At 71.5% G+C, this 24,902-nt stretch carries 23 protein-coding genes and 1 pseudogene; 4 read left to right on the plus strand and 20 right to left on the minus strand.

What is annotated here, in order from left to right; all coding sequences use genetic code 11:
* Nucleotides 1-27: 27 nt before the first annotated feature.
* The 5 genes from AB5J51_RS10130 to AB5J51_RS10150 are packed head-to-tail and all read right to left on the minus strand — an operon-like array spanning nucleotide 28 to nucleotide 5,487.
* The gene (locus AB5J51_RS10130; RefSeq protein WP_053786659.1) at nucleotides 28-537 is read right to left on the minus strand and encodes a hypothetical protein; all 510 of its coding nucleotides are present in this window, start codon (nucleotides 535-537) and stop codon (nucleotides 28-30) included.
* Nucleotides 534-1,976 (minus strand): HAMP domain-containing sensor histidine kinase, encoded by a 1,443-nt coding sequence (locus AB5J51_RS10135; protein WP_136224461.1) that lies wholly within the window; start codon nucleotides 1,974-1,976, stop codon nucleotides 534-536. Before AB5J51_RS10135 ends, AB5J51_RS10130 begins: the two co-directional genes overlap by 4 nt.
* A complete protein-coding gene (locus AB5J51_RS10140; protein WP_133896474.1) occupies nucleotides 1,973-2,656 on the minus strand; it encodes a response regulator transcription factor in 684 nt (227 codons plus the stop codon). Before AB5J51_RS10140 ends, AB5J51_RS10135 begins: the two co-directional genes overlap by 4 nt.
* 39 nt (nucleotides 2,657-2,695) lie before the next feature.
* On the minus strand, nucleotides 2,696-4,375 hold the full coding sequence (gene murJ / locus AB5J51_RS10145; protein WP_369777488.1) for a murein biosynthesis integral membrane protein MurJ: 1,680 nt from the start codon (nucleotides 4,373-4,375) through the stop codon (nucleotides 2,696-2,698).
* Nucleotides 4,372-5,487, minus strand: a complete 1,116-nt coding sequence (locus AB5J51_RS10150; protein WP_369780241.1) for a lipid II:glycine glycyltransferase FemX — start codon at nucleotides 5,485-5,487, stop codon at nucleotides 4,372-4,374. The genes murJ and AB5J51_RS10150 overlap by 4 nt, the downstream gene beginning before the upstream one ends.
* A 289-nt stretch (nucleotides 5,488-5,776) precedes the next feature.
* Between AB5J51_RS10150 and AB5J51_RS10155 the strand changes: the two genes are divergently transcribed.
* Nucleotides 5,777-7,012, plus strand: coding sequence for an Ig-like domain-containing protein (locus AB5J51_RS10155; protein WP_369777489.1), 1,236 nt, complete (start codon nucleotides 5,777-5,779; stop codon nucleotides 7,010-7,012).
* Between the two features lie 120 nt (nucleotides 7,013-7,132).
* A complete protein-coding gene (locus AB5J51_RS10160) occupies nucleotides 7,133-8,731 on the plus strand; it encodes a CocE/NonD family hydrolase (protein ID WP_369777490.1) in 1,599 nt (532 codons plus the stop codon).
* 36 nt (nucleotides 8,732-8,767) lie between these two features.
* Here AB5J51_RS10160 and AB5J51_RS10165 read toward each other — a convergent pair.
* The 10 genes and pseudogenes from AB5J51_RS10165 to AB5J51_RS10210 all read right to left on the minus strand — a co-directional run.
* Nucleotides 8,768-9,310 (minus strand): annotated as a pseudogene (locus AB5J51_RS10165) (transporter substrate-binding domain-containing protein); the annotation flags it as partial.
* Between the two features lie 79 nt (nucleotides 9,311-9,389).
* Nucleotides 9,390-10,133: an amino acid ABC transporter ATP-binding protein gene (locus AB5J51_RS10170; protein WP_053786666.1), complete on the minus strand. Its 744-nt coding sequence runs from the start codon at nucleotides 10,131-10,133 to the stop codon at nucleotides 9,390-9,392.
* A 139-nt stretch (nucleotides 10,134-10,272) separates the two neighbouring features.
* Nucleotides 10,273-10,713, minus strand: a complete 441-nt coding sequence (locus AB5J51_RS10175; RefSeq protein WP_053786667.1) for a DUF6278 family protein — start codon at nucleotides 10,711-10,713, stop codon at nucleotides 10,273-10,275.
* Between the two features lie 59 nt (nucleotides 10,714-10,772).
* Nucleotides 10,773-11,558, minus strand: coding sequence for an exodeoxyribonuclease III (locus AB5J51_RS10180; RefSeq protein WP_053786689.1), 786 nt, complete (start codon nucleotides 11,556-11,558; stop codon nucleotides 10,773-10,775).
* Nucleotides 11,559-11,588: 30 nt separating this feature from the next.
* A complete protein-coding gene (locus AB5J51_RS10185) occupies nucleotides 11,589-12,221 on the minus strand; it encodes an MBL fold metallo-hydrolase (RefSeq protein WP_030293041.1) in 633 nt (210 codons plus the stop codon).
* Nucleotides 12,222-12,239: 18 nt separating this feature from the next.
* Nucleotides 12,240-12,836: a hypothetical protein gene (locus tag AB5J51_RS10190; protein ID WP_053786668.1), complete on the minus strand. Its 597-nt coding sequence runs from the start codon at nucleotides 12,834-12,836 to the stop codon at nucleotides 12,240-12,242.
* Entirely contained in the window at nucleotides 12,833-14,077 is a 1,245-nt protein-coding gene (locus AB5J51_RS10195; protein WP_234382083.1) for an ROK family glucokinase, read from the minus strand. The genes AB5J51_RS10190 and AB5J51_RS10195 overlap by 4 nt, the downstream gene beginning before the upstream one ends.
* Before the next feature lie 16 nt (nucleotides 14,078-14,093).
* On the minus strand, nucleotides 14,094-14,972 hold the full coding sequence (locus AB5J51_RS10200; RefSeq protein WP_053786669.1) for an ATP-binding cassette domain-containing protein: 879 nt from the start codon (nucleotides 14,970-14,972) through the stop codon (nucleotides 14,094-14,096).
* Nucleotides 14,972-16,003: an ABC transporter permease gene (locus AB5J51_RS10205; RefSeq protein ID WP_136224465.1), complete on the minus strand. Its 1,032-nt coding sequence runs from the start codon at nucleotides 16,001-16,003 to the stop codon at nucleotides 14,972-14,974. The genes AB5J51_RS10200 and AB5J51_RS10205 overlap by 1 nt, the downstream gene beginning before the upstream one ends.
* The gene (locus AB5J51_RS10210; RefSeq protein WP_369777491.1) at nucleotides 16,000-17,010 is read right to left on the minus strand and encodes a sugar ABC transporter substrate-binding protein; all 1,011 of its coding nucleotides are present in this window, start codon (nucleotides 17,008-17,010) and stop codon (nucleotides 16,000-16,002) included. Before AB5J51_RS10210 ends, AB5J51_RS10205 begins: the two co-directional genes overlap by 4 nt.
* A gap of 200 nt (nucleotides 17,011-17,210) precedes the next feature.
* On the opposite strand from AB5J51_RS10210, the gene AB5J51_RS10215 reads away from it, so the two are divergent.
* The gene (locus tag AB5J51_RS10215) at nucleotides 17,211-18,215 is read left to right on the plus strand and encodes a Gfo/Idh/MocA family oxidoreductase (protein WP_053786671.1); all 1,005 of its coding nucleotides are present in this window, start codon (nucleotides 17,211-17,213) and stop codon (nucleotides 18,213-18,215) included.
* Between the two features lie 45 nt (nucleotides 18,216-18,260).
* On the opposite strand, the gene AB5J51_RS10220 is transcribed toward AB5J51_RS10215, so the two are convergent.
* The 3 genes from AB5J51_RS10220 to AB5J51_RS10230 all read right to left on the minus strand — a co-directional run bounded on the left by AB5J51_RS10220 (nucleotide 18,261) and on the right by AB5J51_RS10230 (nucleotide 21,203).
* Entirely contained in the window at nucleotides 18,261-19,454 is a 1,194-nt protein-coding gene (locus AB5J51_RS10220) for a cytochrome P450 (RefSeq protein ID WP_107093500.1), read from the minus strand.
* Between the two features lie 62 nt (nucleotides 19,455-19,516).
* Nucleotides 19,517-20,434, minus strand: coding sequence for a DMT family transporter (locus AB5J51_RS10225; RefSeq protein WP_369777492.1), 918 nt, complete (start codon nucleotides 20,432-20,434; stop codon nucleotides 19,517-19,519).
* Nucleotides 20,435-20,582: 148 nt separating this feature from the next.
* Complete coding sequence (locus tag AB5J51_RS10230; protein ID WP_133896482.1) at nucleotides 20,583-21,203, minus strand: dihydrofolate reductase family protein; 621 nt, start codon at nucleotides 21,201-21,203, stop codon at nucleotides 20,583-20,585.
* A 190-nt stretch (nucleotides 21,204-21,393) separates the two neighbouring features.
* Between AB5J51_RS10230 and AB5J51_RS10235 the strand changes: the two genes are divergently transcribed.
* The gene (locus AB5J51_RS10235) at nucleotides 21,394-22,134 is read left to right on the plus strand and encodes a 3-oxoacyl-ACP reductase family protein (protein WP_369777494.1); all 741 of its coding nucleotides are present in this window, start codon (nucleotides 21,394-21,396) and stop codon (nucleotides 22,132-22,134) included.
* A gap of 102 nt (nucleotides 22,135-22,236) precedes the next feature.
* Here AB5J51_RS10235 and alc read toward each other — a convergent pair whose 3' ends face one another.
* Both alc and allB read right to left on the minus strand, forming a co-directional pair.
* Complete coding sequence (gene alc / locus AB5J51_RS10240; RefSeq protein WP_053786675.1) at nucleotides 22,237-23,355, minus strand: allantoicase; 1,119 nt, start codon at nucleotides 23,353-23,355, stop codon at nucleotides 22,237-22,239.
* 3 nt (nucleotides 23,356-23,358) lie between these two features.
* The gene (gene allB / locus AB5J51_RS10245) at nucleotides 23,359-24,699 is read right to left on the minus strand and encodes an allantoinase AllB (protein WP_133896484.1); all 1,341 of its coding nucleotides are present in this window, start codon (nucleotides 24,697-24,699) and stop codon (nucleotides 23,359-23,361) included.
* Nucleotides 24,700-24,902 lie beyond the last annotated feature (203 nt).

A 24,902-nucleotide genomic window follows, 5' to 3' on the forward strand; every position in this document is an offset into this window, starting at 1 on the left:
AGCACCCGCCCCGCCGCAAGGGGGTGGTCAGTTCCCGAGGTTGCAGCGGGCGGGTCCGACCGAGGTGTCCGGGCCGCGCAGGACCACCGCGTACTGCGGGTCGACGGAGGCCGCCGTGCAGACGAGCTGGCGGCGGGCCGTCTCGGACAGGCCGGCGACCGCGAACGGCAGCCGGACCTCCATGACCTCCTCGGACACGATGCTCGACGAGAGGCCGAAGGGGGGTTTCCTGTCGGCCGGCGCGGGCACCCGGGTCTCCAGGCCTGCGGCCTTCTCCTTGTCGAGGGGGCCGATGAGCAGCCGCATGAGGACGGATACGGGCGACTCCGCGGGCTGCTCCCGCTCGGGTACGGGGAAGAGCCGCCCGTCGGACGTCACGAAGTACACCGTCCCCTTGGTGTGGGGGTCGGGGAAGACCACCTTCGCGGCGTCGCCGCTCTCGATGACCCCGGTGGGCTTGATCCCGCAGCCGGTGAGCAGCAGTCCGCCCAGCAGCAGGGCGGCGCCGGCGGCCGCGGCCGTCCGCACCCGGGTCATGCGCCGGCCTCCAGGGGCATGTCGAGGGTGAACACCGCTCCCCCGGCGGGCCCGTTCGCGGCGCGCAGGGTACCGCCGTGCAGCCGGACGTTCTCCAGGCTGATGGCGAGGCCGAGGCCGCTGCCCGCGGAGCGGGTACGGGCGGCGTCGGCCTTGAAGAACCGGTCGAAGATGTGCGGCAGCACGTCGGGGGCGATGCCGGGCCCGCTGTCGGCGACTTCGATCAGGAGCCGGGGGCCGCCGGGCCGCCGTTCGGTGCGCACACCGACGTGGACCGGGGCGCCGCCGTGCCTGAGGGCGTTGCCGACGAGGTTGGCGAGGACCACGTCGAAGCGGCGCGGGTCGAGCCGGGCGCGGACCTGCGACGGCAGGTCGGTGACCACCCGCTCGTCGTCCCAGTGGCGCAGCTCGAGGGTCTTGCGCACGGCCTCGGCGATGTCCACGTCGTCGAGGTTGAGCTCGGCGGCGCGGGCGTCGAAGCGGGAGATCTCCATGAGGTCCTCGACGAGGACGGCGAGCTTGCCGGTTTCGGCGCTGACCAGGCGCACGGCGGCGGCCGTGTCGGGGTCCAGCCGCTCGGCGTCCTCGTCCAGGACCTCGGTGACGGCGAGCATCCCCGACAGCGGGGTGCGCAGCTCGTGGGAGACGTCGGAGGCGAAGCGGCGGGCCCGGATCTCGGCCTCCCGCAGTTCGTTCACGGACTGTTCGAGGGCGCGGGCGGTCTCGTTGAAGGTACGGGCGAGTCCGGCGAGCTCGTCGGCGCCGCGGACCTCGATGCGGGTGTCGAGCCGGCCGTGGCCCAGGTGCTGGGCGGCGCGCCGCATGTCCCGTACGGGACGCAGCACGCTGCGCGCGGCGAGCAGGGCGGGGACGACGGCGATGGCCAGGCCGGGGACGGCGCCGCGCTTGGCGGCTTCGACCATGGCGTCGACCGTCTTCCCCTCGGTGGTCAGGCGCATCGTCGCGAAGATGACCAGGCCGGTGGGTTCCCGGGTCTCGTTGTGGAGGAAGACGGCCGGCATGCCGACGGTGAGGTAGGGGGTGCCGGAGGAGTCGGTCACGCGCTGGAAGGCGCCGTGCGGATGGGCCGTCACCTGGCGGCGGAGCTGCTCGGTCACCACGGTGGAGGTGGGCGCGGTGGTGCTGGAGGCCCGCAGGGTGCCGTACTCGGCGAAGACGTTCCACGGATTCGGTTTGCCCTTTTTGCCCACCTCGTTGACGATGCGCTGGAGCTGCGCCTGGTCCAGCGGCAGGTCGAGGGGCTGGGTGCCCACGAGATCGCGCAGGGTGATGACCGCGGTGTCCTGGCTCTGCTTGAGGACCGCCGTGCGGGCCTGCTGGTAGGTCAGCGCGGCCGTGGTCACCGCGCTGATCGCGGCGACCAGCAGGAAGGCCGCGATCAGCCGGGTGCGCAGCCCGAGCGGCGCGATGCGCCTCACAGCGGTCCGAAGCGGTAGCCGAAGCCGCGCACGGTCTGGATGTAGCGGGGGCTGCCGTCGGGGTCCTCGACCTTGGTGCGCAGCCGGCGTACGCAGGCGTCCACGAGCCGGGCGTCGGCGTGGTAGCTGTGGTCCCACACGTACTCGAGGAGCTGTTGGCGGGAGAAGACCTGCTCGGGGGAGGCCGACAGGTGCAGCAGGAGTTTGATCTCGCTGGGGGCGAGGGGGACGCGTTCGCCGTTCTTGGCGACGGTCAGGCCGGCGCGGTCGATGGCGAGCTCGCCGTGGAACTCGACCTCGGGACGGCTGCCCGAAGGGGCGCCGAGCCGGCGCAGCACGGCCTTGATGCGCGCCTCGATGACCTCGGTGCGGGCGGGTTTGACGATGTAGTCGTCGGCGCCGGCCTCGAGGCCGACGACTATGTCGAAGTCGTCGCCGCGGGCGGTCAGCATGATGATCGGGAGCTGGCTGGTCTCGCGGATGCGGCGGCAGACCTGCACGCCGTTCATCCCGGGCAGCATGAGGTCGAGGAGTACCAGCTCCGGGAGGAAGCTGCCCATCAGCGCGAGGCCCGCCTCGCCGGTCTCGGCGGCGCTCACCTCGTGGCCGCGGCGGCGCAGGCCGAGGCCCACTCCTTCCCTGACGGAAGGGTCGTCCTCGATCAGCAGTACGCGTGGCATCCGGTCGTCGTCCAAGGTGGTTGAGGGGTTGCTCTCCTGCTAACGGGCGGTTTTCCGCCGCAGGGAGTCCAGCAGGTCGGTGATTTCCGTGAGGCGCAGCGGCCTGGCGAGCAGGACGACGACGAGCGCGAGCGCCGCGGTTCCCGCGCCGACCGCGGCGAAGTCGCCGAGGCCGTCGGCGGCCCGGGCGGCCGCGTATCCGGCGGCGGCCGCCGGCAGGCAGGCGGCCAGCAGCCGCAGGTGGGTGCGGACCGCGGTGGTTCGCCGCTCGGTACGGGTTCCCGCGCGCGGGCCGAGCCGCCGGGCGAGGGTGTACGCGGTGACCGCGAGGCCCGCGAACAAGGCGACGGAGTAGGCGCCCGCCATGCCGGTGACGGCCCAGCGCAGCGGCAGCAGGACGTAGGCGGCGGCCGACAGTGCGGCCCACAGGCCGGCGATGACCAGGTTCAGGAAGAACGGGGTCCGGGTGTCGGAGAGGGCGTAGAAGGCGCGCGAGAGGACGTACTGCCCGGAGAAGGCGATCAGGCCGGGCGCGAAGGCGACGAGCATGCCCGCCATGACCTCGATGTCGGCGGCGCCGGTACGCCCGTACCCGAAGACGCTGCCCACGATCCAGGGGGCGAGCGCGGCGAACAGCGCGGCGGCGGGGACGACGAGGGCCGCGCTGGAGCGCAGCGCGTACGAGACGTCGCGGCGCACGCCGGAGAGGTCGCCGTCGGAGGCCGCGGAGCTCATCCGGGGCATCAGGGCGGTGACGAGCGAGACGGTGACGATGCCCTGCGGGACGATCCACAGCTGGTAGGCGTTGCTGTAGGCGTTGTACCCGGCGCCGCCCGCGAGGCCGGCCAGCACGGCGCGGTACCCGATGGCGGTGGAGAGCCGGGTGACGACCCAGTAGGCGATCTGGTTGGTGAAGACGAGCATGACCAGCCAGCCCGCGTTGCGCAGCGGACGGGCGAGGCCCTGGCCCCGCCAGTCGAAGCGGGGGCGCCAGCGGAAGCGGGCAGCGCGCAGCGAGGGGAGCAGGGCGAGGGCCTGGACGACGATGCCGGCGGTGGTGCCGAGGCCCAACAGCCGGGTCTCGCTTGCGGTGAGACCGGCGGCGGAGCCGTGTGACACGTAGAGGAAGAGCCCGAAGACGCCGATGATCACAAAGTTGTTGAGGACGGGGGTCCACATCATCGCGCCGAACCGGCCGCGGGCGTTCAGGACCTGGCCGAGCAGGGTGAACAGCCCGTAGAAGAGGATCTGCGGGAGGCAGTACCGGGCCAGAGCCACGGTGGTGCTCGCCTGGGCCCCGGTGTAGGGCGTGTACGTGGACACGATCAGCGGTGCGGCCAGCACGGCGACGGCGGTCAGGACGACGAGCGCCGCGGTGCAGGCGGTCAGCAGCCGGTCGGTGTACGCGGCCCCGCCGTCCTCGTGCTCCTTGGCGGCCCGGACCAGCTCGGGAACGAAGACGGCGTTGAGCGCGCCCCCGATGAGCAGCATGTACAGGATGTTCGGGACGGTGTTGGCGACGGCGTAGCCGTCCCCGAGCAGCTCGGTGCCGAGCGCGGCGACGACGACGGCGGAACGGACGAAGCCGGTGGCGCGGGAGACGATCGAGCCGGCCGCCATGAGCGCACCGCTGCGCAGCACGGAGGTCTTCGCCGGTGCCGGCCGGGGCGCGGCGTCGGCGGACGGGCCGGGGGCCGTTCTCGTGTCGGTGGCCGTCACCGGCGGGCCAGGTAGGCCTGGAACGCCTTGTGGAGCGCCGTGTTGGCGTATCCGTCCATCGGGATCTCCCACTCGCCGAGCGTTTCGACGACCTGCCCGCCGGTGCCGAGCTTCCAGCGCAGCAGCCCGAAAGAACGTTCGCCGGGGTCAAGGGTGGAGGGTACCCCGCGCATGTCGTATTCGTCCGCTCCGAGGATGTGGGCGTCCCGCATCATGCGCCACTGCAGGGCGTTGCTGGGGCGGACCTCGCGGCGGTGGTCGGCGGAGGCGCCGGTCTGGTACCAGACCCGGCGCCCGGCCACGATCATGGTGTGCGCGGCGAGGATCTCGCCCTGGTGGATGCCCAGGTAGAGGCGCATCCGGCCGGGCGACTCGGCGTTGAGGACCTCGTACTGCTGCTGGTAGTACGCGAGTGAGCGGCCGAGCCGGAAGCCGTCGCGCTCCTCGGTGATGCGCAGCAGCCGGTAGAAGTCGGGCAGGTCGGCGGCGGTGCCGAGGATCGTCTCCACGCCGCACTTCTCGGCCTTGCGCACGTTGCGCCGCCACTCCTGGTTGAGGCCCGACCACAGCTCGTCGACGGAGCGGCCGGCGAGGGGCACGCGGAAGACGTGGCGCGGCTGGGCGTCGCCGTCGTCCTCGCCGCCGCAGCGCTTCCAGCCGCGGGTGCGCAGCCGATCGGCGAGGGCGGCGCCGACCGGGTCGACCTCGGTGGCGAGCACGTCGGAGATCTGCCGGCCCGCTCCGGTGCCGGACTTGACGGCGGCGGCGTCCCAGCGGCGGTAGGCGGGCGTGGGCCCGATCCGGACGGCGAAGGCGCCGGCCGCGCGCAGATGGCGCTTGAAGGGGTCCAGCCACCGGTCGACGTCCGGGTCGGACCAGTCCGCGACGGGGCCCTCGGGGAGGTAGGCGAAGTATTTGCGGGTGCCCGGGAATTGCCGGTACAGGACCTGCCCGGCACCGGCTATTTCCCCGTCGGGGTAGTGCCATCCGACCCTTTCCGAGCGCCAAAGGTCCTTCACCCCGGCCCAGGACGGGTACTGGAGAAAGCTCGCGTTCCGGTTCTTGGAAAGGAAGGCCTGGTATTCCGGAACGGACAGCGGACGCACGCTCAGCTCCTGGTCCGGGGACTGGTGTCGCTGGGCGGGGGTCACGAGCAGTGCGCACACGACGGATCGGCCTTCCTGTACGTCCGGGAACCCGGGATGCGGATGCGGATGCGGGATGCACAGGACTCTCACAGGTGTCCATGACCGAAGCGCGCGGCGATTGTGACCGGACGATGACCGTTTCGCTGCGGTGCACGTCACAACCGAAAGTCGGATCTTTTCGGCGGATTACGCAACCTACAGTCGTGCCGTTCGCATCTCCTTTTGCGGACGATCATTACTTGGAGGGGTTTCGTTGAGCCGCACACGCCGTATCGCACGCAGTCGCCACGCCATGCTGGCCGGGACCGCACTCATGGCCGCCGCGCTGACCGCCTGCGGGGGCGGCTCGGGCAGCGGGAAGGACGGCGGGAGCGGGTCCGGCGCGGCGGAGATGAAGAAGAAGCCGGACATGGCGATATCCGTGAACCTCACGGGCGATCAGGCCAAGCCCGGCGAGCCGGTGAAGGTGACCCTCGCCGAGGGGAAGCTGTCCCTGGTGAAGGTGTCCGACGGCAAGGGCGGTGAACTGCCCGGGAAGATAGCCGACGACGGCAAGTCGTGGACGTCGGAGCGCAACGCCTCGCCGGGCACGGACTACAAGGTCGAGGCGCAGAACACGGACAGCCAGAGCGCGAGCGCCCAGTTCAAGACGACCGCCGCGGACAAGGTGAACAAGGTCACGATCAACCCGGGCAAGGCCAATGGGGTGGTGGGCGTCGCCCAGCCGATCTCGATCGTGTTCGACAACCCGGTGAAGAACAAGGCCGAGGTCGAGAAGCACCTGAAGGTCACCACCTCGAACAACACCGAGGGCTCCTGGGGCTGGTTCAAGGACTACACCGGCAACGACCGGGTGGACTGGCGGCCGAAGGAGTACTGGAAGTCCGGGACCGACGTCAAGGTCGAGATGAACCTCAACGGGGTGGACTCGGGCCAGGGCGGCGGGATGTTCGTCAAGGACTACGACACCGCATTCAAGATCGGCAAGGACCGCCGGCTCGAGGTGAACCTCGACACCAAGAAGATGACGGTGACCGAGGACGGCCAGGCAGTGAAGACCATCCCGGTCTCGGCGGGCACGCCCGGCGGCCAGAAGGCCTCCTGGTCCGGGAAGATGGTGCTGATGTCCAAGGAGGGCACCATCCGGATGGACTCCCAGACGGTGGGCCTGGGCGACTCCTACGACAAGATGGTCGACTACTCGATGCGGGTGACCTGGTCGGGCATGTACATCCACGCCGCACCGTGGAACGCGGGCAACTTCGGCCGGGCCAACGCCAGTTCCGGCTGCGTGGGGATGAGCGACTCCGACGCGAAGGCACTCTTCGCCATGGCCCAGGTCGGCGACCTGGTCGAGGTCACCGGCGACGGCTCCAAGGGCAAGGCCGAGATCGGCAACGGCTACGGCGAGTGGAACCTGTCCTGGGACGAGTGGAAGGCCAAGAGCGCCCTGGCCGGCGGCGCGGGCGGCACTCCCCAGAACGGCTGATCCCCGCACTTGACACATATTCAATCGTTACCACCGCGTAACTTACCGATGGGTTACCTCCGGTAAGCCCCTCCGTTACCGTCGGGTCACTTTGACACCGGCGCACGCGAGGAGCGATTGATGGTCCGTACCGTCCGCACCACCCCCGCCGCGGCTGCCGTGGTGGCCGTACTGGCGGCGACCGCCCTGGGCCTGGCCCCCCACCAGGCCCAGGCGGCGCCCGCACCTGCTGCCGCAGCCGCGGCCGACGCCTCGACGGAGCTGCGTTTCCACGACATCCCCGGCTCCGGCGGGATCACCCTCAAGGGCAACGTGTTCACCCCGGCGGGCGCCCAGCCCGGCCGGAAATACCCGCTGGTCGTACTCCCCACCAGCTGGGGCATGCCGCAGATCGAATACATCGCGCAGGCCAGGAAACTCGCCGACGACGGCTACGTGGTGGTCAGTTACACCTCCCGCGGCTTCTGGCTCTCCGGTGGCGAGATCGAGGTGGCCGGCCCGCCGGACACCGCCGACGTCTCCGCCGTCATCGACTGGGCGCTGGCCAACACCCCTGCCGACGCCGCCCACATCGGCCTGGGCGGGGTCTCGTACGGCGCGGGCATCAGCCTGCTGGCCTCGGCGCACGACCCCCGGATCAAGGCCGTGGTCGCGCTCAGCGGCTGGGCCGACCTCATCGAGTCGATCTACTCGGGCCGCACCCAGCACCTCCAGGCCGCCGCGATGCTCGGCGGCGCCGGCTACCTCACCGGCCGTCCGGGCCCCGAACTCCGGCAGGTCCTGGGCGACTTCCTCGGCTCCCGGCTGGACCGGGAGGCGCAGATGATCGAGTGGGGCAAGAAGCGCTCGGCCGTGGAGCAGATCGACGAGATCAACGCCAACGGCGCCGCGATCATGCTCGGCAACGCCTGGGGCGACACCATCTTCCCGCCCAACCAGTACGCGGCCTTCTACGAGAAGCTGACCGGCCCCAAGCGCCTGGAGTTCCGGCCCGGAGACCACGCCACCGCCGAGGGAACCGGCCTGCTCGGGCTGCCCAACGACACGTGGACCAACGCCCACCGCTGGTTCGACCGCTACCTCAAGGGCGAGCGCAACGGTGTCGACACCGAGGCCCCGGTGCAGATCAAGTCCCGCAGCAACGACGGCTACGAGGGTTACCCCGACTGGAAGTCGGTCGGCTCCGGCGGCGTCGAGAAGCTCGCGCTCGCCGACGGCGAGCACCTCTTCGCGGGCGTCGACTCGGGCGCCGACGGCGGCGTCATCTTCCTCTCCAGCATCCTCGACCAGTTCGTCAAGGCGCCCCCGACCGCCTCCATCCCGCTGCTGCCCCGCGCCTTCGCCGCCGTCTGGCAGTCGCCGCGCCACGACGCGGACCGCCGCATCCGCGGAACGGTGAAGCTGCACACCACCGTCACCCCCACCGCCTCGAACGGCACCTTCGTCGCGTACCTCTACGACGTCGGCCCGCTCGGCATCGGCAAGCTCGTCAGCAACGCCCCGTACACCTTCCACGACAAGCCCCGGGGCCAGGCCTTCGGCGTGGACCTGGAGCTGTTCTCCACCGCCTGCGACGTGCCCGGGGGCCACCGGCTCGCCCTCGTGATCGACACCGTCGACCCCCTCTACATCGAGCACAACCCCACCGGCGCACAGCTGACCTTCTCCTCGCCGCGCACCGATCCCTCGTACGTCTCGGTACCTCTGCGCGAGCAGTGATCTGCGGCTGCTGCCGGACGGGGCGGCTCTTCGGAGCTACCGTGGACCGCCCGGCAGCACCGTTCCGGGTTCGGCCTCGGCGACGTCGACCACCTCGGTCTTCAGGCTGCGCCGCTCGAACCGCGCCACCCAGCCGGCGAACCAGGAGAGCAGCATGCACATCCCGATGTAGATCGGGGAGATGATCATCACGACCGGGATGAACGGGAGATCGTAGTCGAGGTTCGAGGCGATCAGCTTGCCCGCGTGCAGGAACTCCTCGTACGCCTTCTTCCAGTTGCCGTTCTTCTCGTTCGCCTCCAGGGCGTCGTCGAGGGCGAAGCGCAGGGCGCCGTCACGGCGCGGGACGCCGATCCCGTAGGGCTCCTGGGAGAAGGGCCTGCCGACCACCTTGAGCTCGTCGGGGACCTTGGCCGCGTAGCCGAGGAGGATGGAGCCGGCGGCGGAGCAGACCTTCCTGCCGGCGAGGCCCTCGGGCCCCTTGATGTCCTTCTCGTCCTTGCGGACGAGCAGGGACTGGCCGGCCGTGAAGTACGGGCCGGCGAAGCCGACCTGCTTCTTGCGGTTGTCGCTGATCGTGACCGCCAGCAGGGCGGCGACGAGGAGCAGGAGGCGGGCGCGCGGCCGCGCGCCGCGGGTTCCCTTCATCGGCCCGCCCTCAGTGCTTGAGGATCTTGGAGAGGAAGTCCTTGGCCCGTTCGCTCTCCGGGGCGGTGAAGAAGGCCTCCGGTGTCCGGTCCTCGACGATCCTGCCGTCGGCCATGAACACGACGCGGTTGGCGGCGGAGCGGGCGAAGCCCATCTCGTGGGTGACGACGACCATGGTCATGCCGTCGGCGGCGAGCTGCTGCATGACCTCCAGCACCTCGTTGATCATTTCGGGGTCGAGGGCGGAGGTGGGCTCGTCGAAGAGCAGTGCCTTGGGGTTCATGGCCAGGGCGCGGGCGATGGCGACGCGCTGCTGCTGGCCGCCGGAGAGCTGGGCGGGGTACTTCGGCGCCTGGTCGGCGAGGCCGACGCGGGCGAGCAGCTCCCGGGAGCGCTGGTCGGCCTCGTCCTTCTTGCGCTTCCTGACCTTCACCTGCGCGAGCGAGACGTTGGCGAGGACGGTCTTGTGCGCGAAGAGGTTGAAGGACTGGAAGACCATCCCGACGTCGGCGCGGAGCGCGGCCAGCTCCTTGCCCTCGTCGGGCAGCGGCTTGCCCTCGAGCCTGATCGTGCCCGACTCGATGGTCTCCAGGCGGTTGATGGTCCGGCACAGGGTCGACTTCCCGGAACCGGACGGGCCGATGATCACCACCACCTCCCCGCGGCCGACGGTGAGGTTGATGTCCTGGAGAACGTGCAACGCTCCGTAGTGCTTGTTGACGTCCCGCAGCTCGATCAACGGATCGACGGCCATGCGCTGCCCTGCCCACCTGTCGGAATCTCGAGGTCAGCGCAAACTATCCAGCCGCTGAAGAGCACTTCGCCTCGACACGCCTAAAGACGGCATAAAGCCCACGCGGTGATGAAACAGACCACGGATCCCGCGGAAGGGCTCAGCCCTCGGTGGCTTCGGCGTAGGCCTGGGAGAGCTCGGGGGATCCCGTCATCGCCCAGGAGACCCCCGACTCCACCACGTTCAGCTCGCGGCCCGACGCCAGGCGGATCACCGGCTGGCCGTTGGGCCACACCTGCCAGGCGGAGCCCAGCTTGGTCCGGATGATCACCGTCCCGAGGTAGAGGCCCGCGTCGTTGCCGAGCCAGGGCACGACCAACGGGTCCCGGCGCCAGCGGGGCATCAGCTGGTCGAGCGCCTCCAACGAGGCCGGGCTCTCGTCGAGTTCCAGCCCGGCCGCCCGCGCGTGGACGCGCAGCATCTCGCACTCCGAGAACAACTCGTTGACGCCCTCGGGGTCCTCCGCGAGGGCGGCGGCGAGCCCCGCACCCCGTTCCGTTTCGTGCCGGTTCAGCCAGTTGTCCAGGAAGGGGATGTTCATACCGCCCAGCCTGGCACCAGGATCCCGCGCTGGCCACAGGGCGCGCGGGATCCGTCCGCCTAGGCGTCCAGCGCCAGGTCCACGACCACGGGGGCGTGGTCCGAGGCGCCCTTGCCCTTGCGCTCCTCGCGGTCGACGTAGGCATCGGTGACGGCCTTGGTGAAGGGCTCGTTCCCGTAGACCAGGTCGATGCGCATGCCGCGGTTCTTGGGGAAGGCGAGCTGGCGGTAGTCCCAGTACGTGTACGGGCGGTCGTACTTGAGCGGGCGCGGCAGCACGTCGGAGAGCCCCGCGGCACGCAGTGCCTCCAGGGCGGCGCGCTCGGCGGGGGTCACGTGGGTCAGGCCCGCGAAGACCGCCGGGTCGTAGACGTCCTCGTCGGTGGGGGCCACGTTGAAGTCGCCGAGCACGGCGAACGGGCGCGGGCCGGCCGCGTCTTCGGCGACGGCCGTGGCCAGCGCGCGGAACCAGTCCAGCTTGTAGCCGTAGTGGTCGTGCTCGACCTCGCGGCCGTTCGGCACGTACACCGACCACAGGCGCACCCCGCCGCAGGTGGCGGAGATCGCCCGGGGCTCCTGGACGCCCTCGTAGTCGGGGCCGCCGGGCAGGCCCATGACCACGTCGTCCAGGCCGGCCTTGGAGATCAGGGCCACCCCGTTCCACCTGCCGGTGGCGTTGACGGCCGCCTCGTAGCCCAGCTCGCGCAGCTGCTCGTACGGGAACTGCGCCTCGGAGCACTTGGTCTCCTGGATGCACACGACATCCGTGCCGGAGCTCTCCAGCCAGGCCAGCAGGCGCGGCAGCCGGGCGGTGATCGAGTTGACGTTGAACGTGGCGATACGCATGCCGTCCAACCTACCGCCCGGCTCCGACAGTCACAGTTCGGCGGCGTCCCCGGCGGCGAGCCGCCCGTGGTGGGTGCCGCCCAGGGCCGCCAGGGCGTGGTCGTAGATCGGCCGGGCGATGTCCGAGAGGTAGGCGTCGTGGATGTCGATGGCCCGGCGCGGCTTGACCTCGCGCAGGTAGTCGATCACCTCGGCGACCTTGTTCCAGGGCGCGTGCACCGGCAGCATCAGGGTGTCCACGGGAACCTCGGGCACGGTCAGCGCGTCGCCGGGGTGGAAGAGCGAACCCTCCACCAGGTAGCCGACATTGGTGACCTGCGGGATGTCCGGGTGGATCACGGCGTGCAGCTCGCCGTGCACCTGGACCTCGAACCCGGCGGCGCTGAAGGCGTCCCCGTGACCGACGGTGTGCACGCGGCCGGGGTACGCCGGGGCCAGCCGCTCCGCGACGCTGCGCAGGGTCCACAGCGCGGCGGCCGGGTTCGCGTCGAGCGCCGCCCGCAGCCGGCCCTCGTCGAAGTGGTCGGGGTGCTCGTGCGTGACGAGCAGGGCGTCCGCCCCGAGCCCCGCGTCGGGCTCGCTGAACGCGCCCGGGTCGATGACGAGCACGCGCCCGTCCTTCTCCAGTTGGACACAGGAGTGCAGCCGCTTGGTGAGCTTCATGGGAGCAGGCTAGTCAGGCTACGGGGTCGCCGTGGACACCACGTAGACACGGGGCTTCTCCGGGTCCGTGAGGTCGACCGTGACGTCCCGGGTCGGGCGCGGGTTCGGCTGCTCCAGGGTGGTGCCGTACCAGGAGTTCTGCGGGCCCCAGCTCCAGCCCGCGACCGCGGCGTCGTGCGCCCCGACGGATACCTCGCGGCTCAGCTCGGCGCGGCTGGTGCCGACCTCGGCGAGGAAGGCGTCCAGGTCGGCAGGGGTGACCGCGAACTGCACGTACAGCCGGCTGGTGCGCCAGTTGTTGGTCTCGAGGAACCCGACCCGCCAGGCCTTCGGCGGGATCGGCACCTCGTAGATGCTGCGCTGCACCTTGGACGGCCAGCCGGGGCGCACCTTGGTCGCGCCGACCTTGGCGGCCTTGTCGCGGCCGCTCTCGCGGCTCTGCTGCGCGGACACGGCGAGGTAGCCGGCGGGCACGCCGACCAGCAGCAGGATGATGATCGCCGTGATCCAGCGGCGCCGGACGACGTGCCGCCGGTCCTCCACCGGCAGGGGGGCGGCGGGGGTGCCGCCCTCGTCGGGGGCCGGCGCCTGGCGGGGCAGGGAGGGCGGGGTCACTGCGCGCCCCCCTCGGGGAGGTCCGCGGCCTGGGGATCCGAGGCCTTGAGATCCGCGGCCTCGGCCTCGGCGGCCTTGGCCTCGGCCGCCCTGCGCTCCGCCGTGGCCGGGGAGTCGATCAGGCCCCACTGCGCATAGCGCTCGTACCGCTCGACGCGCCGGCGCGTGGCGCGGCGGAAGCGGCGCGCGACGAGCCGGGCCAGGTCGGCGGCTCCGACCATGCCGGCCTCGGGGCCGAGCTGGGCCTTGGCGATCCGGGCCTCGGGGCGGTAGCCGCGGCCGGTGAGGTGGCGCCGGAAGGCGTCCCGGGCGGGGCCGATCAGCAGGTCGTCGGCGGCGCTGACGCCGCCGCCGATGACGAAGCAGGAGGGGTCGAGGGCGGCGGCGAGGTTGGCGATGCCGACGCCGAGCCACTGACCGATGTCCTCGAGGAGCTCGACGCACATGGCGTCGCCCTCGCGGGCCAGCTCGGTGATGAGCGGCCCGGTGATCTCCGAGACGTTGCCGCCGACCCTGGCGATGATCTCGTGCGCGACCGGGGAGTCGGCGGCGGCCAGCTCGCGGGCCTCGCGCACCAGGGCGTTGCCGGAGCTGTACTGCTCCCAGCAGCCGCGGTTGCCGCACGGGCAGCGGTGGCCGCCGGGGACCACCTGCATGTGGCCGAACTCGCCGGCGACCCCGAAGCGGCCGCGCTTGACCTGGCCGCCCTCGAGGATCGCGCCGCCGATGCCGGTGCCGAGGGTGATCATGACGAGGTGGTCCTCGCCGCGCCCGGCCCCGAAGCGCCACTCGGCCCAGGCAGCGGTGTTGGCATCGTTGTCCACCATGACCGGGACGGCGAGCCGGGACTGCAGCGCGTCGCGCAGCGGCTCGTCGCGCCAGGCCAGGTGGGGTGCGAACAGCACCCGGGAGCGGTCGGCGTCGACCCAGCCGGCCGCGCCGATGCCCACGGCGTGGACGTCGTGCCGGTCGGACAGGTCGAGCACCAGCTCGACGATGGTGTCCTCGACGACCTTGGGGCTCTTGGACTTGTCCGGGGTCTCGGTGCGGATCTTCTCGAGGATGATCCCGTCGGCGTCGACGACGCCGGCCATCACCTTGGTGCCGCCGATGTCGATGCCGACGGTCGGGACGCGCGGGGCGGTCAGGTGCGACCGGCGCTCACGGGTCCCGATGGTCCGCAGGACGGTGCCTCGCGCGGACCCCCGGTGGGTGAGCGTGAAGTCCCGGTACGTGCTCATCGAGTCGTGTCGTCCCTCAGGGTGCGGTGGTGCCGGACGCCGGATCGGCTGCTCCGGACGGGTGGTCCGGTCCTGATTCTGCCACCCGCTCCAGTTCGTGGCTCAGCTCGTCCAGCTCGGAGCCGCCCGCCATCTGCCGGGTGAGCTCGTCCAGGGTGATCGAGTCGCGGGTGTGGCTGCCGGCCATGGCGCCGCGCTTGAGCAGCACGAAACGGTCCCCGACCAGGTAGGCGTGGTGCGGGTTGTGGGTGATGAGGACCACGCCGAGGCCTTCGTCACGGGCGGCGGCGACGTACTTGAGGACCACGCCGGACTGCTTCACGCCGAGGGCGGCGGTGGGCTCGTCGAGGACGAGGACCTTCGCGCCGAAGTAGACGGCGCGGGCGATGGCCACGCACTGCCGCTCGCCGCCGGACAGGGTGCCGATCGGCTGGTCGACGTCGCGCAGGTCGATCCCCATGCGCAGCAGCTCGGCGCGGGTGGTCTCGCGCATGAACTCCACGTCGAGGCGGCGCAGGGGGCCGCGGCCCTTGGTGGGCTCGGAGCCGAGGAAGAAGTTCCGCCACACGGGCATGAGCGGGACGACGGCCAGGTCCTGGTAGACGGTGGCGATGCCGTGGTCGAGGGCGGCGCGCGGGTTGGCGAGCGCCGTCTCCTCGCCCTCGATCTCGAAGCTGCCGGCGTCGTGCCGGTGCAGCCCTGCGATGATCTTGATGAGGGTGGACTTGCCGGCGCCGTTGTCGCCGAGGACACAGGTGATCTCGCCGGCGTGGACCTCCAGGGAGACCCCCTGGAGCGCGCGGATGTTCCCGTAGTACTTGCTGACGTCGGTCATCTTCACGAGCGCCGACGCGGGAGCCTCGCCGCCCGCGGTCTTGGACACGGTCTGGGTCATCACTTCGCCTCCGCCCGCTTGCGGACCCATGCGTTGAGCAGCGTGGCCAGCAGGAGCATCGCGCCGAGGAAGAACTTGAACCAGTCCGGGTTCCACTGGGCGTACACGATGCCGTTGCTGGTCATGCCGAAGATGAAGGCGCCGACGGCCGAGCCGACGGCCGAGCCGTAGCCGCCGGTCATCAGACAGCCGCCGATGACGGCGGCGATGATGTAGAGGAACTCGTTGCCCACGCCCTCGCCCGACTGGACCACGTCGAACGAGAAGAGGATGTGCTGCCCGGAGATCCAGGCGCACAGGGCGACGCCCATGTAGAGGCCGATACGGGTCTTGACGACCGGGACGCCGGTCGCGCGGGCCGCGTCCGCCCCGCCGCCGACCGCGAAGATCCAGTTTCCGGCGCGGGTGCGCAGCAGGATCCAGGTGGCGACGGCGACCAGGGCCAGCCACCACAGGATGGTGACTTTCAGCGTGACCGAGCCGATGTTCCACTGCGAGGCGAAGAGCGCGCGGGCGGAGGAGAAGCCCTCCATGTCGGCGATGGTCTTGGTCGAGACGGAGCCGCTGATCAGCTTGGTGAAGCCGAGGTTCAGGCCCGTCAGCATCAGGAAGGTGCCGAGCGTGATGATGAAGCTCGGCAGCTTGGTGCGGGTCAGCATGAACCCGTTGAAGAAACCGATGGCCAGGGTGACCAGCAGGGACACCCCGACGCCCACCCACACGTTGGCGGTCATCTGGTAGCTGAACATCGAGCTGACCAGCGCCGAGGTGGTGACCATGACGCCGGCGGAGAGGTCGAACTCGCCGCCGATCATCAGCAGCGCCACCGGGCAGGCCATGATCCCGATGGTGGAGGCCGAGTACAGGATCGTGCTCAGGCTGGAGGCCTGCAGGAAGCTGGGCGCGGCGAAGGAGAAGAAGACGAAGACGGCGGCCGCGCCGACGACCGCGCCCAGCTCGGGGCGGCCGAGCAGCTTGCGGACCAGGGAGGTCGGGGCGAGCCGCTCGTCGACGGCCGTTGCCGTGCTCATCGGCTGCCCCGCTTGATGAACTCCTCCAGCTTGGCGGCCTCGTCGGCCGTCACGATCTGCGGTCCGGTGAGTACGGGGCGGCCGCCGCCGAGCACGTTCGCGTTGTAGCGGTACAGCCAGAGCAGGTCGATGGCCTCGTAGCCCTGGAGGTAGGGCTGCTGGTCGACGGCGAACCCGAGGGCGCCGGACTTGAGGTCTCGGGCGACGGACGCGTTGAGGTCGAAGGTGTCGACCTCGGCCTTGCTGCCCGCCGCGTCCTTCGCCTTGATCGCGGTCGGGGCGAAGGGGGCGCCGAGGGTGACGATCGCGTCGACGGACGGGTCGGCCTGGAGCTTCGCCTGGACTGCCGCCTGGACGGAGGGCATGTTGGTGCCCTCGACGTACAGGTTCTCCATGACCCCGCCGAAGGTCTTCTTCGCCCCGGCGCAGCGCTGCTCGTGGCCGACGTTGCCCTGCTCGTGCAGGACGCAGACGGCCTTCTTCTTGCCGCGCTTGGTCAGCTCGGTGCCGACCGCCTCGCCGGCGATCGTCTCGTCCTGGCCGATGTGGGTCAGGGCCCCGTACGCGCCGGACTGCTCGGACCCGGAGTTGACCGTGATCACCGGGATGCCGGCCTTGACGGCCTTGGCGACGACGTCCTTGAGCGCCTCGGGCTTGGCCAGGCTCACCACGATCCCGTCGACCTTCTGGTCGATGGCGTTCTGCACGAACTGGGCCTGCTGCTGTGCCTGGTCGTCGTGGGCGTAGACGAAGTTGATGTTGTCCTTCGCCGCGGCTTCCTTGGCGCCCTTCTGGACGATGTCCCAGAAGGTGTCGCCGTCGCCCGCGTGGGTGACCATCGCGAAGGTCCAGCGCGGGGTGGACACCGCGGGCCGGCCCGCCTGGGCGGCCTTCGCCCGCTCCTCGGCACGCTTGCCGCCCGTACTGCTGCAGCCCACGAGGGAGGCTCCCAGTACCGTCGCGAGCACGGCGCCCACGACGCGTACCCCTGTCCGAACCCTAGCCACGTCTGCGTGCCCTTCCCTCGTGCTGTGTCATCTGCGGTCTGCTGCTGTCAAAGCGGTCATTACGGTTCCAGCCGCTCAGTATCCGCCACAGTGGACCATGTGCGGTCATCGGGGCCTTCCAGGCGATCTGGGCCAACTTTGCCATCGATGGCCCCTCCGGGCAGATTGACAGCCACCCCTGACGGGGTCAGGTTGAGTGCATGCGCATCGGGGTGATCGGAACGGGCCGGATCGGCTCCTTCCACGCGGCGGCACTGGCCCGCCACCCGGACGCCGGCTCGCTGCTGCTCGCCGACGCCGATCCCGCGCGGGCGGCGCGCGTCGCCGACCGGCTGGGGGCGACCGCCGCGCCCTCCGTGGAGCAGGTCTTCAAGTGGGGCGTGGACGCCGTGGTCGTGGCCTGCGCCACCGACGGGCACGCGGAGCTGGTCCTGCGGGCGGTCCGCGGCGGACTCCCCGTGTTCTGCGAGAAGCCCCTGGCCACCGACCTCGCGCGGACGCTGGCCGTGCTGCGCGAGGTGACGGCCGTGGACGGGGTGCTCCAGCTGGGCTTCATGCGCCGCTTCGACGCGGGCTGCCGCACCGCGCGCGAGCTGGTGCGCTCCGGAGCCCTGGGCCGGCTGCACACCGTACGGACGATGACCGCCGATCCGGCGCCGCCGCCCGCCGCGTACCTGGCGACGTCCGGAGGCCTGTACCGGGACTGCCTGGTGCACGACTTCGACATGGTCCGCTGGGTGACCGGGCACGAGGTGGCGGAGGTCTACGCGACCGGCTCCGACGCGGGTCCGGCGATGTTCCGCGAGGTCGGCGACGTGGACACCGCCGTCGCCGTCCTCACCCTGGACGACGGGACCCTGGCCACCTGTACGGGCACCCGGTGCAACGGCGCCGGATACGACGTGCGGATGGAGCTGGCCGGGGAGCTCGACCAGGTCTCCTCCGGGCTGGACGACCGTACGCCGATCGCCTCGACCGAACCGCAGGGACCGCCCCCGGCGAGCAAGCCGTGGACGGGGTTCCTGGAGCGGTTCGGCCCTGCGTACGAGGCGGAGCTGGCGGCCTTCGTCCGGCTGGTGCGCGGGGAGGGCCCCAACCCGTGCGACGGCCGGGAGGCGCTCGCCGCGCTGCGGATCGCGGAGGCCTGCGAGCTGTCGCGCCGGGAGCGCCGCCCGGTCCGGATGACGGAGCTCCCGGACCTGTAGGCCCCCCGGGCAGGGGTGCGGGAGGGAATCGGACACGGACGGCGGCTACCAGCGCACCGGCAGCCGGGTCACGCCCCGGATCAGACTGCCCCCGATGTACGTCGGGGCCTCCCCGGCCGGGTCCTCGGCGAGGTCCGGGAAGCGCTCCAGCAGGCCGCGGATCGCGATGCGGCCCTCCATCCGGGCGAGCGGGGCGCCGATGCAGAAGTGCAGTCCGTGCCCGAAGGCGAGGTGGCCCTGCGGGGCGCGCCGGACGTCGAACGTGTCGGGGGCCTCGTACCGCACGGGGTCGCGGTCCGCGCCGGCCAGCGAGACGAGGACGGTGGCCCCGGCCGGGACGGCGGTGCCGCCTATCTCCATGTCCTCGCGGGCGTAGCGGTAGGTGGTGTTCTGCACCGGGCCGTCGTAGCGGAGCATCTCCTCGATCGCGCCGTCGAGCAGGCCGTCGTAGTCGGCGCGCAGGGCGGCCAGCTGGTCCGGGTGGGCCAGCAGGGCGCGCGTGCCGTTGGAGATGAGGTTGACGGTGGTCTCGTGGCCGGCAATGAGCAGCAGGAAGGCCATGCCGATCAGCTCGTCGGGCGACAGCGCGTCGCCGTCCTCGTCCCGGGTCCGGATGAGCGCGCTGAGCAGGTCCTCGCCGGGGTCCTTGGCCTTGGCCTCGACGAGCTCCGCGAGGTAGTCGCCGAGTTTCTGGTGCGCGGTGGTGCTCGGGTTGACGGAGGTGGGCGCGAGGACCTCCTTGGACCAGTAGCTGAAGCGCTCGCGGTCCAGGTCGGGGACGCCGAGGAGTTCACCGATGACGGTCATGGGCAGCGGGAAGGCCAGGGCCTTGATCAGGTCGGCGGTGCGCTGCGGGCGGTCCGCCATCGCGTCGAGCAGATCGTCGGTGATCTGCTGGACGCGGGGGCGCATGGCCTGCACGCGGCGGGCGGTGAACTCGCGGGCGACCAGGCGGCGCAGCCGGGTGTGGTGCGGCGGGTCGGCCTCCAGCATGTTGCTGTTGGCGGGGGTGGTCGCGACACCCGGCAGGACTGCGCTGCTGATCCAGTTCTTCGACAGACCCGGGTGGTTGAGGGCGTGGCGGGCCTCTTCGTAGCCGACGACCAGGAAGGTGGGCGCGTACTCGGGGGCCGTGACCTCGACTTGGTGCACCGGTCCCGCCGCGCGCAGCCGGGCGTAGAAGGAGTAGGGGTCCGCGTGGAAGTCTGCGTCGCTCACGCTGATGTCCGGTTGTGGCATGCAGTCACATTAATGTGACTGCTCAGTACGGGGCCCGGCGATTTCCGGTCACGCGTGCCGGATCATCCGGTCACGGCACGGCGGCCCCAGGCGGTGCCTCCGAGGACGAGGGCGGCGCCTGCGAGGCCGGCCGGGCCGAGGTGTTCGCCGCCGATGGCGATGCCGGCCGCGGCCGCCCACAGGGGTTCGGTGCCGAGCAGCAGGCTGACCCGGGAGGGCGAGGAGCGGCGTACGGCCCACATCTGCACGAAGAAGGCGAAGAGCGTGCAGAAGACGGAGAGGAAGGCGAGCCCCGCCCATTCGGCGGCCCCGAATCCGGCGGCGGCCGCCCAGGGGCCGTCCCCGGTGCCGGGCACGGCGGCCAGCACGGCGAAGACGAGGACGGCGCCGCCGAACTGAACGGTGGTCAGCGACAGCGAGTCGGCGTCCTGGACGGCCTTGATCCGCGCCATCAGCAGGACGTGCAGGGTCCGGGCGAGCGCCGCGCCGAGGATGAGCAGGTCGCCGAGGCCGGGGACGGTGAACCCGGCGCCCTGGGTGAGCAGGACGACCCCGGCGACGGAGGCCGCGGCGCCCGCGAGGAAGGCGCCCGACGGGGCCTTGCGCCGTACGGCGGCCTCGGCGAGCGGGGTGAAGATCATGGTCAGGCTGATGATCAGCCCGGCGTTGGTGGCGGAGGTGTGGACGACCCCGTAGGTCTCCAGCAGGAAGATCCCGCCGAGTACGAGCCCCAGCAGGCCCGCGCCGCGCAGCTGCCCGGCGGTGAGCGCCCGCAGCCGCTGCCACCCGGCGACGGCGAGCACGGGCAGCACGACCGCGAAGCGCAGGACGAGGACGGCGATCACGGTGTGGCCCGTGGTGATGCCCTTGGCGGCGAGATAGCTGCCGCCCCAGACGACGGCGACGGCCAGGACGGGCAGATCGGCGAACCAGGCCCGGCGGGGGGCGGCAGTGCGTGCAAGGAGGGCGGACGAGCTCACCAGGGACTCTCCATCGGCGTGAAGCGGGTGGAGACTGCGGCGGCTCCCTCGGGCGCGGCTCACCGTACCCGAGCCGATCATGGCGGTCGAGCGGTTTCACGCGGGCTGCACCGGGGGCCCGCCCGGGCCCCGGCCGGCGCGGGCGGGATCAGTCGAAGGCGGCGAAGGTGGCCCGGCCCGTCGGGCGGTACGTGAGGATGGCGGCGCCGTTCGGCGTCGTGCGCGAGGCGGTCAATTCGTAGGCCGTCGGCAGCCCGCCCGTCGGGAACAGCCGCCGCCCGGCGCCCAGGAACACGGGGTACACCTCCAGGTTCAGCTCGTCCACGAGGTCCCGCACCAGCAGCCACTGGGCCAACTGCCCGCTCCCGTGGACCTGGAGCTCGCGGTGCCCCTCCAGCCCGTCCTTGATCCGCACGATCTCGCTCTGGAGCTGCTCGCCGTCGATGACGGTGGTCCCCGCCCAGGCCGGCTCCTTGAGCGTGGTGGAGGCCACGTACTTGGGCAGGCCGTTCAGCCGGCTCGCGATCGGGTCGGTGGGGTCGGTCCTCTTCGGCCAGTAGTCGGCGAAGATCTCGTACGTCCGGCGCCCGAGCAGGAAGGCCCCGGCCCGGTCGAACAGCTCGGTGGTGAACGCGCCCACGCCCTCGTCGTAGAACGGGGTCAGCCAGCCGCCGTACGCGAACCCGCCGCCGGGGTCCTCCTCGGGCCCGCCGGGGGCCTGCATCACTCCGTCGAGGGTCACGAAGGTGGTGAGGGTCAGCTTGCCCATGACTTTGCGCTCCTTGCGTCCGGTCTCTCCTGTGCGGGTTCCCCTGCACGGGTTCAGACTCCCGGCAGCCCCGGAACTCATCGGGGCGGCGCGCGCGAACGCGAGGTCCGATTCCCGCCAGCGCCCGCACCCCTCCCCCTATTTCATTGAACCCGCAACGACTTATCGGACCGAGACGAGGGAGAAGACCATGGGCACCAACGACGCGGTGGTGGCACTGGTGACCGGCGGCAGCCGCGGCATCGGGGCGGCCACTGCCCTGCGGCTGGCGCAGGACGGCATCGACGTCGCGCTGACCTACGTCAGCGGCGCGGAGGCCGCGGCCGAGGTCGTGGGCGAGATCGAGGCGCTCGGCCGCCGCGCCCTGGCGGTCCGGGCCGACGTGGGCGACCCGGCGCAGGCGGTCGCCGCGGTGGAGGAGACCGTACGGGGCCTCGGGCGGATCGACGCACTCGTCAACAACGCGGGCATCGGCGTACTCGGGCCGCTGGACGCCCTGACCCTGGCCGATGTGGACCGGGTACTGGCGGTCAACGTGCGCGGCGTGTTCCTGACCACCCAGGCCGCGGCCGCACGCATGGGCCCCGGCGGCCGGATCGTCACCATCGGCAGCTGCATGGCCGCGCGGGTCCCCGGTCCGGGCGGCACCCTGTACGCGATGAGCAAGGCCGCGCTGACCGGCCTGAACAAGGCGCTGGCGCGGGAGCTCGGCGGGCGCGGCATCACCGCGAACCTCGTGCATCCGGGCCCGGTGGACACCGACATGAACCCGGCGGACGGCCCCCACGCCGCCGCGCAGAGCGCACTGACGGCCCTCGGCCGCTTCGGCAGCGCGCCGGAGGTGGCGGGGCTGGTGTCCTTCCTCGCGGGCCCGGACGCCGCCTATGTGACGGGCGCCGAGTTCGCGGTGGACGGCGGCCACGCGGCGTGACGCCCACGGGATACGCCGATGGGGCGCACCGATTGCGGTGCGCCCCATCGGGCCGTGCGGGCCCCGGGGGTGTCGGCCCCCGGGGCAGTCACGGGGACGGCGTCAGCCGCCCAGCTCCTGGTGGCGGGCGGTCAGCGCGGCCGCGCCGGCCTCCGTCAGCGAGCCGTACAGGCGCAGGCGGGAGAAGCCGCCGTCCGGGAAGATGTCGATCCGGACGTGGGTCCCGACCGCCGGGGTGTCCAGCACGAAGCGGTGGTTGGTGTCGGGCTGCAGCCGGGTGCGCGGCAGGAACTCCGTCCACTCGCCCTCCTCGCCGGACTTGACGGACAGCGAGGCCCAGCCGGCCGAGTTGCCCTTGAGGTAGGCGGTGTCGATCTCGACGGCGCGGATCTCGGAGTCGGCCACCAGCTGGTAGCGGATCCAGTCGTTGCCGTTGTCGCGGCGCCGCGCGGTCTCCCAGCCGTCGTCCATCTTGCGGGAGCGGCCCGGGTTGATGGTGTTGGTCGGCGGGGAGTAGAAGCGGTTGGAGGCGTCCTGGACGGAGCCGCCGTTCTCCAGGGCGACGACGTCGAAGGTGCCGAGGGTGGCCAGCCACGCCGGGTCCGGTACGACCTCGCCGTACACGCGCAGGCGGGCGATGCCGCCGTCGGGGTGCTGGTTGACGCGCAGGTGCGTGAAGCGCTGCTCGGCGGTGACCTCGAAGCCGTTGGCCGCGTGGCCGCCGACCGGGGTGCGCGCGACCAGGGTCGTCCACTTGACGTCGCCGCCGAGGAGCTCCTCCGGGGTGGGCGCGAGGGCGCCTTCCCAGTTGGTGCCCTCGATGGAGACGGCCTGCGGCATGTTGCCGCGGAAGTGGGCGGTGTCGACGACGATGCCGCGGATCACGCCGGGGGCGCCGAGGCGGACCAGCGCGTAGTCGTGGTCCTCGGGGGTGGGCCAGGGCTGGGTGGCGGAGACGCCGCGGCGGCGGCGGGTCTCCCAGCCGTCCATGATCTTGCCCTTGTGGCCGAAGTGCTCCGGGTCGAAGTGCGCGGCCTCGGCGATGAGCAGGTTCTCGCGCTGCGCGAAGAACTCGTCGTTGGCGAAGGTGACACCGGCGCCCAGCTCACGGGCGGCGAGGTTCGCGTACTGGGTGAACGGGAAGTCCGCGGTGCGGTAGTCCGCGTACGGGTCGCCGCCTCCGTACGGGTTCGCGTTACCGGTGAAGGATTCAATCGCCACTGGTCAGTTCTGCCTTTCGAGGAGTCGGCCCGTGGGCTCGGTCGGGGTGCCGTGGTCGGCGATCTGCGTACCGCGCAGCCAGGTGGACTTCACGACGCCGTGCAGGGTCTTGCCCGCGTACGCCGTGACCCGGTTGCGGTGGTGCAGTTCCGCGGGATCCACGGTGAAGGTCTCTTCGGGGGCCAGCACGGCGAAGTCGGCGTCGCGGCCGGCCTCGATCGCGCCCTTGTCGGCGAGGCCCGCGAGGGCGGCCGGGGCGGCGGACATCCAGCGCACGACGTCCTCGAGGGTGCGTCCGCGGCGCCGGGCCTCGGTCCAGATCGCCGGCAGGCCGAGCTGCAGGGAGGAGATGCCGCCCCACGCGGTGGCGAAGTCGTCCGTCTTCAGGTCCGCCGTGGAGGGCGAGTGGTCGGAGACGATGCAGTCGATGGTGCCGTCGGCGAGCGCGTCCCACAGGAGGTCCTGGTTGGCGGCCTCGCGGATGGGCGGGCAGCACTTGAACTCGCTGGCGCCGTCGGGCACTTCCTCGGCGGTGAGGGTGAGGTAGTGCGGGCAGGACTCGACGGTGATCTTGACGCCCTCGGCCTTGGCGGCGGCGATCAGCGGCAGCGCGTCGGAGGACGACAGGTGCAGGACGTGGACGCGCGCGTTCAGCCGCTTCGCCTGGGCGATCAGGTTCCCGATCGCGGTGTTCTCGGCGTCGCGCGGGCGGGAGGCGAGGAAGTCGGCGTACTTGGGCCCGGGGACGGCCGGCGCGGAGTCGAGGTGGTGCGGGTCCTCGGCGTGCACGATCATCAGGCCGCCGAAGCCGGTGATCTCGGCGAGGGAGGTGGCCAGCTGCTCCTGGTCGAGCTCGGGGAACTCGTCGACGCCGGAGGGCGACAGGAAGCACTTGAAGCCGTACACGCCGGCGTCGTGCAGCGGCGCCAAGTCCTTGACGTTGTCCGGCAGGGCGCCGCCCCAGAAGCCGACGTCCACGTGCGCCTTGGTGCGGGCGACCTCCTGCTTGACGCGGAGGTGGTCGACCGTGGTGGTCGGCGGCAGGGAGTTCAGCGGCATGTCGAGGATCGTCGTGACGCCTCCGGCCGCGGCGGCGCGGGTGGCCGTCCAGAAGCCCTCCCACTCGGTGCGGCCCGGGTCGTTCACGTGCACGTGGGTGTCGACCAGGCCGGGGAGCAGGACGTCGTCGCCGAAGTCCTCGAGCCGGGCGCCGGCCGGCACCTCGGCGTCGTGCGGCAGTACGGCGACGATCTTCCCGGCGGCGACGGCGACCGAAGCGGCGCGCGTCCCCCCGGGGGTGATGACGCGAGTCGAGCGCAGTACCAGTTCCACGTCGTCGGACACGCCGGAACCTCCCCATCTACTTCCACAGAGCGAAATTCAACGTTCTGTTGACGGAGTCTCGCCGCCGATCCGGAGCCAGTCAAGAGCGCCCGGACAGAGCACTGACACACCGGTGTCGCAATTGGATGTTTCCACAGGATGGAATTAAGATTTCACTATCCAGAATGTAGCTATCACCACCGGGGGCGGTCGGGTAACTTCCC

The organism is Streptomyces sp. R33 (genome assembly GCF_041200175.1).
GTDB lineage: Bacteria > Actinomycetota > Actinomycetes > Streptomycetales > Streptomycetaceae > Streptomyces > Streptomyces katrae_B.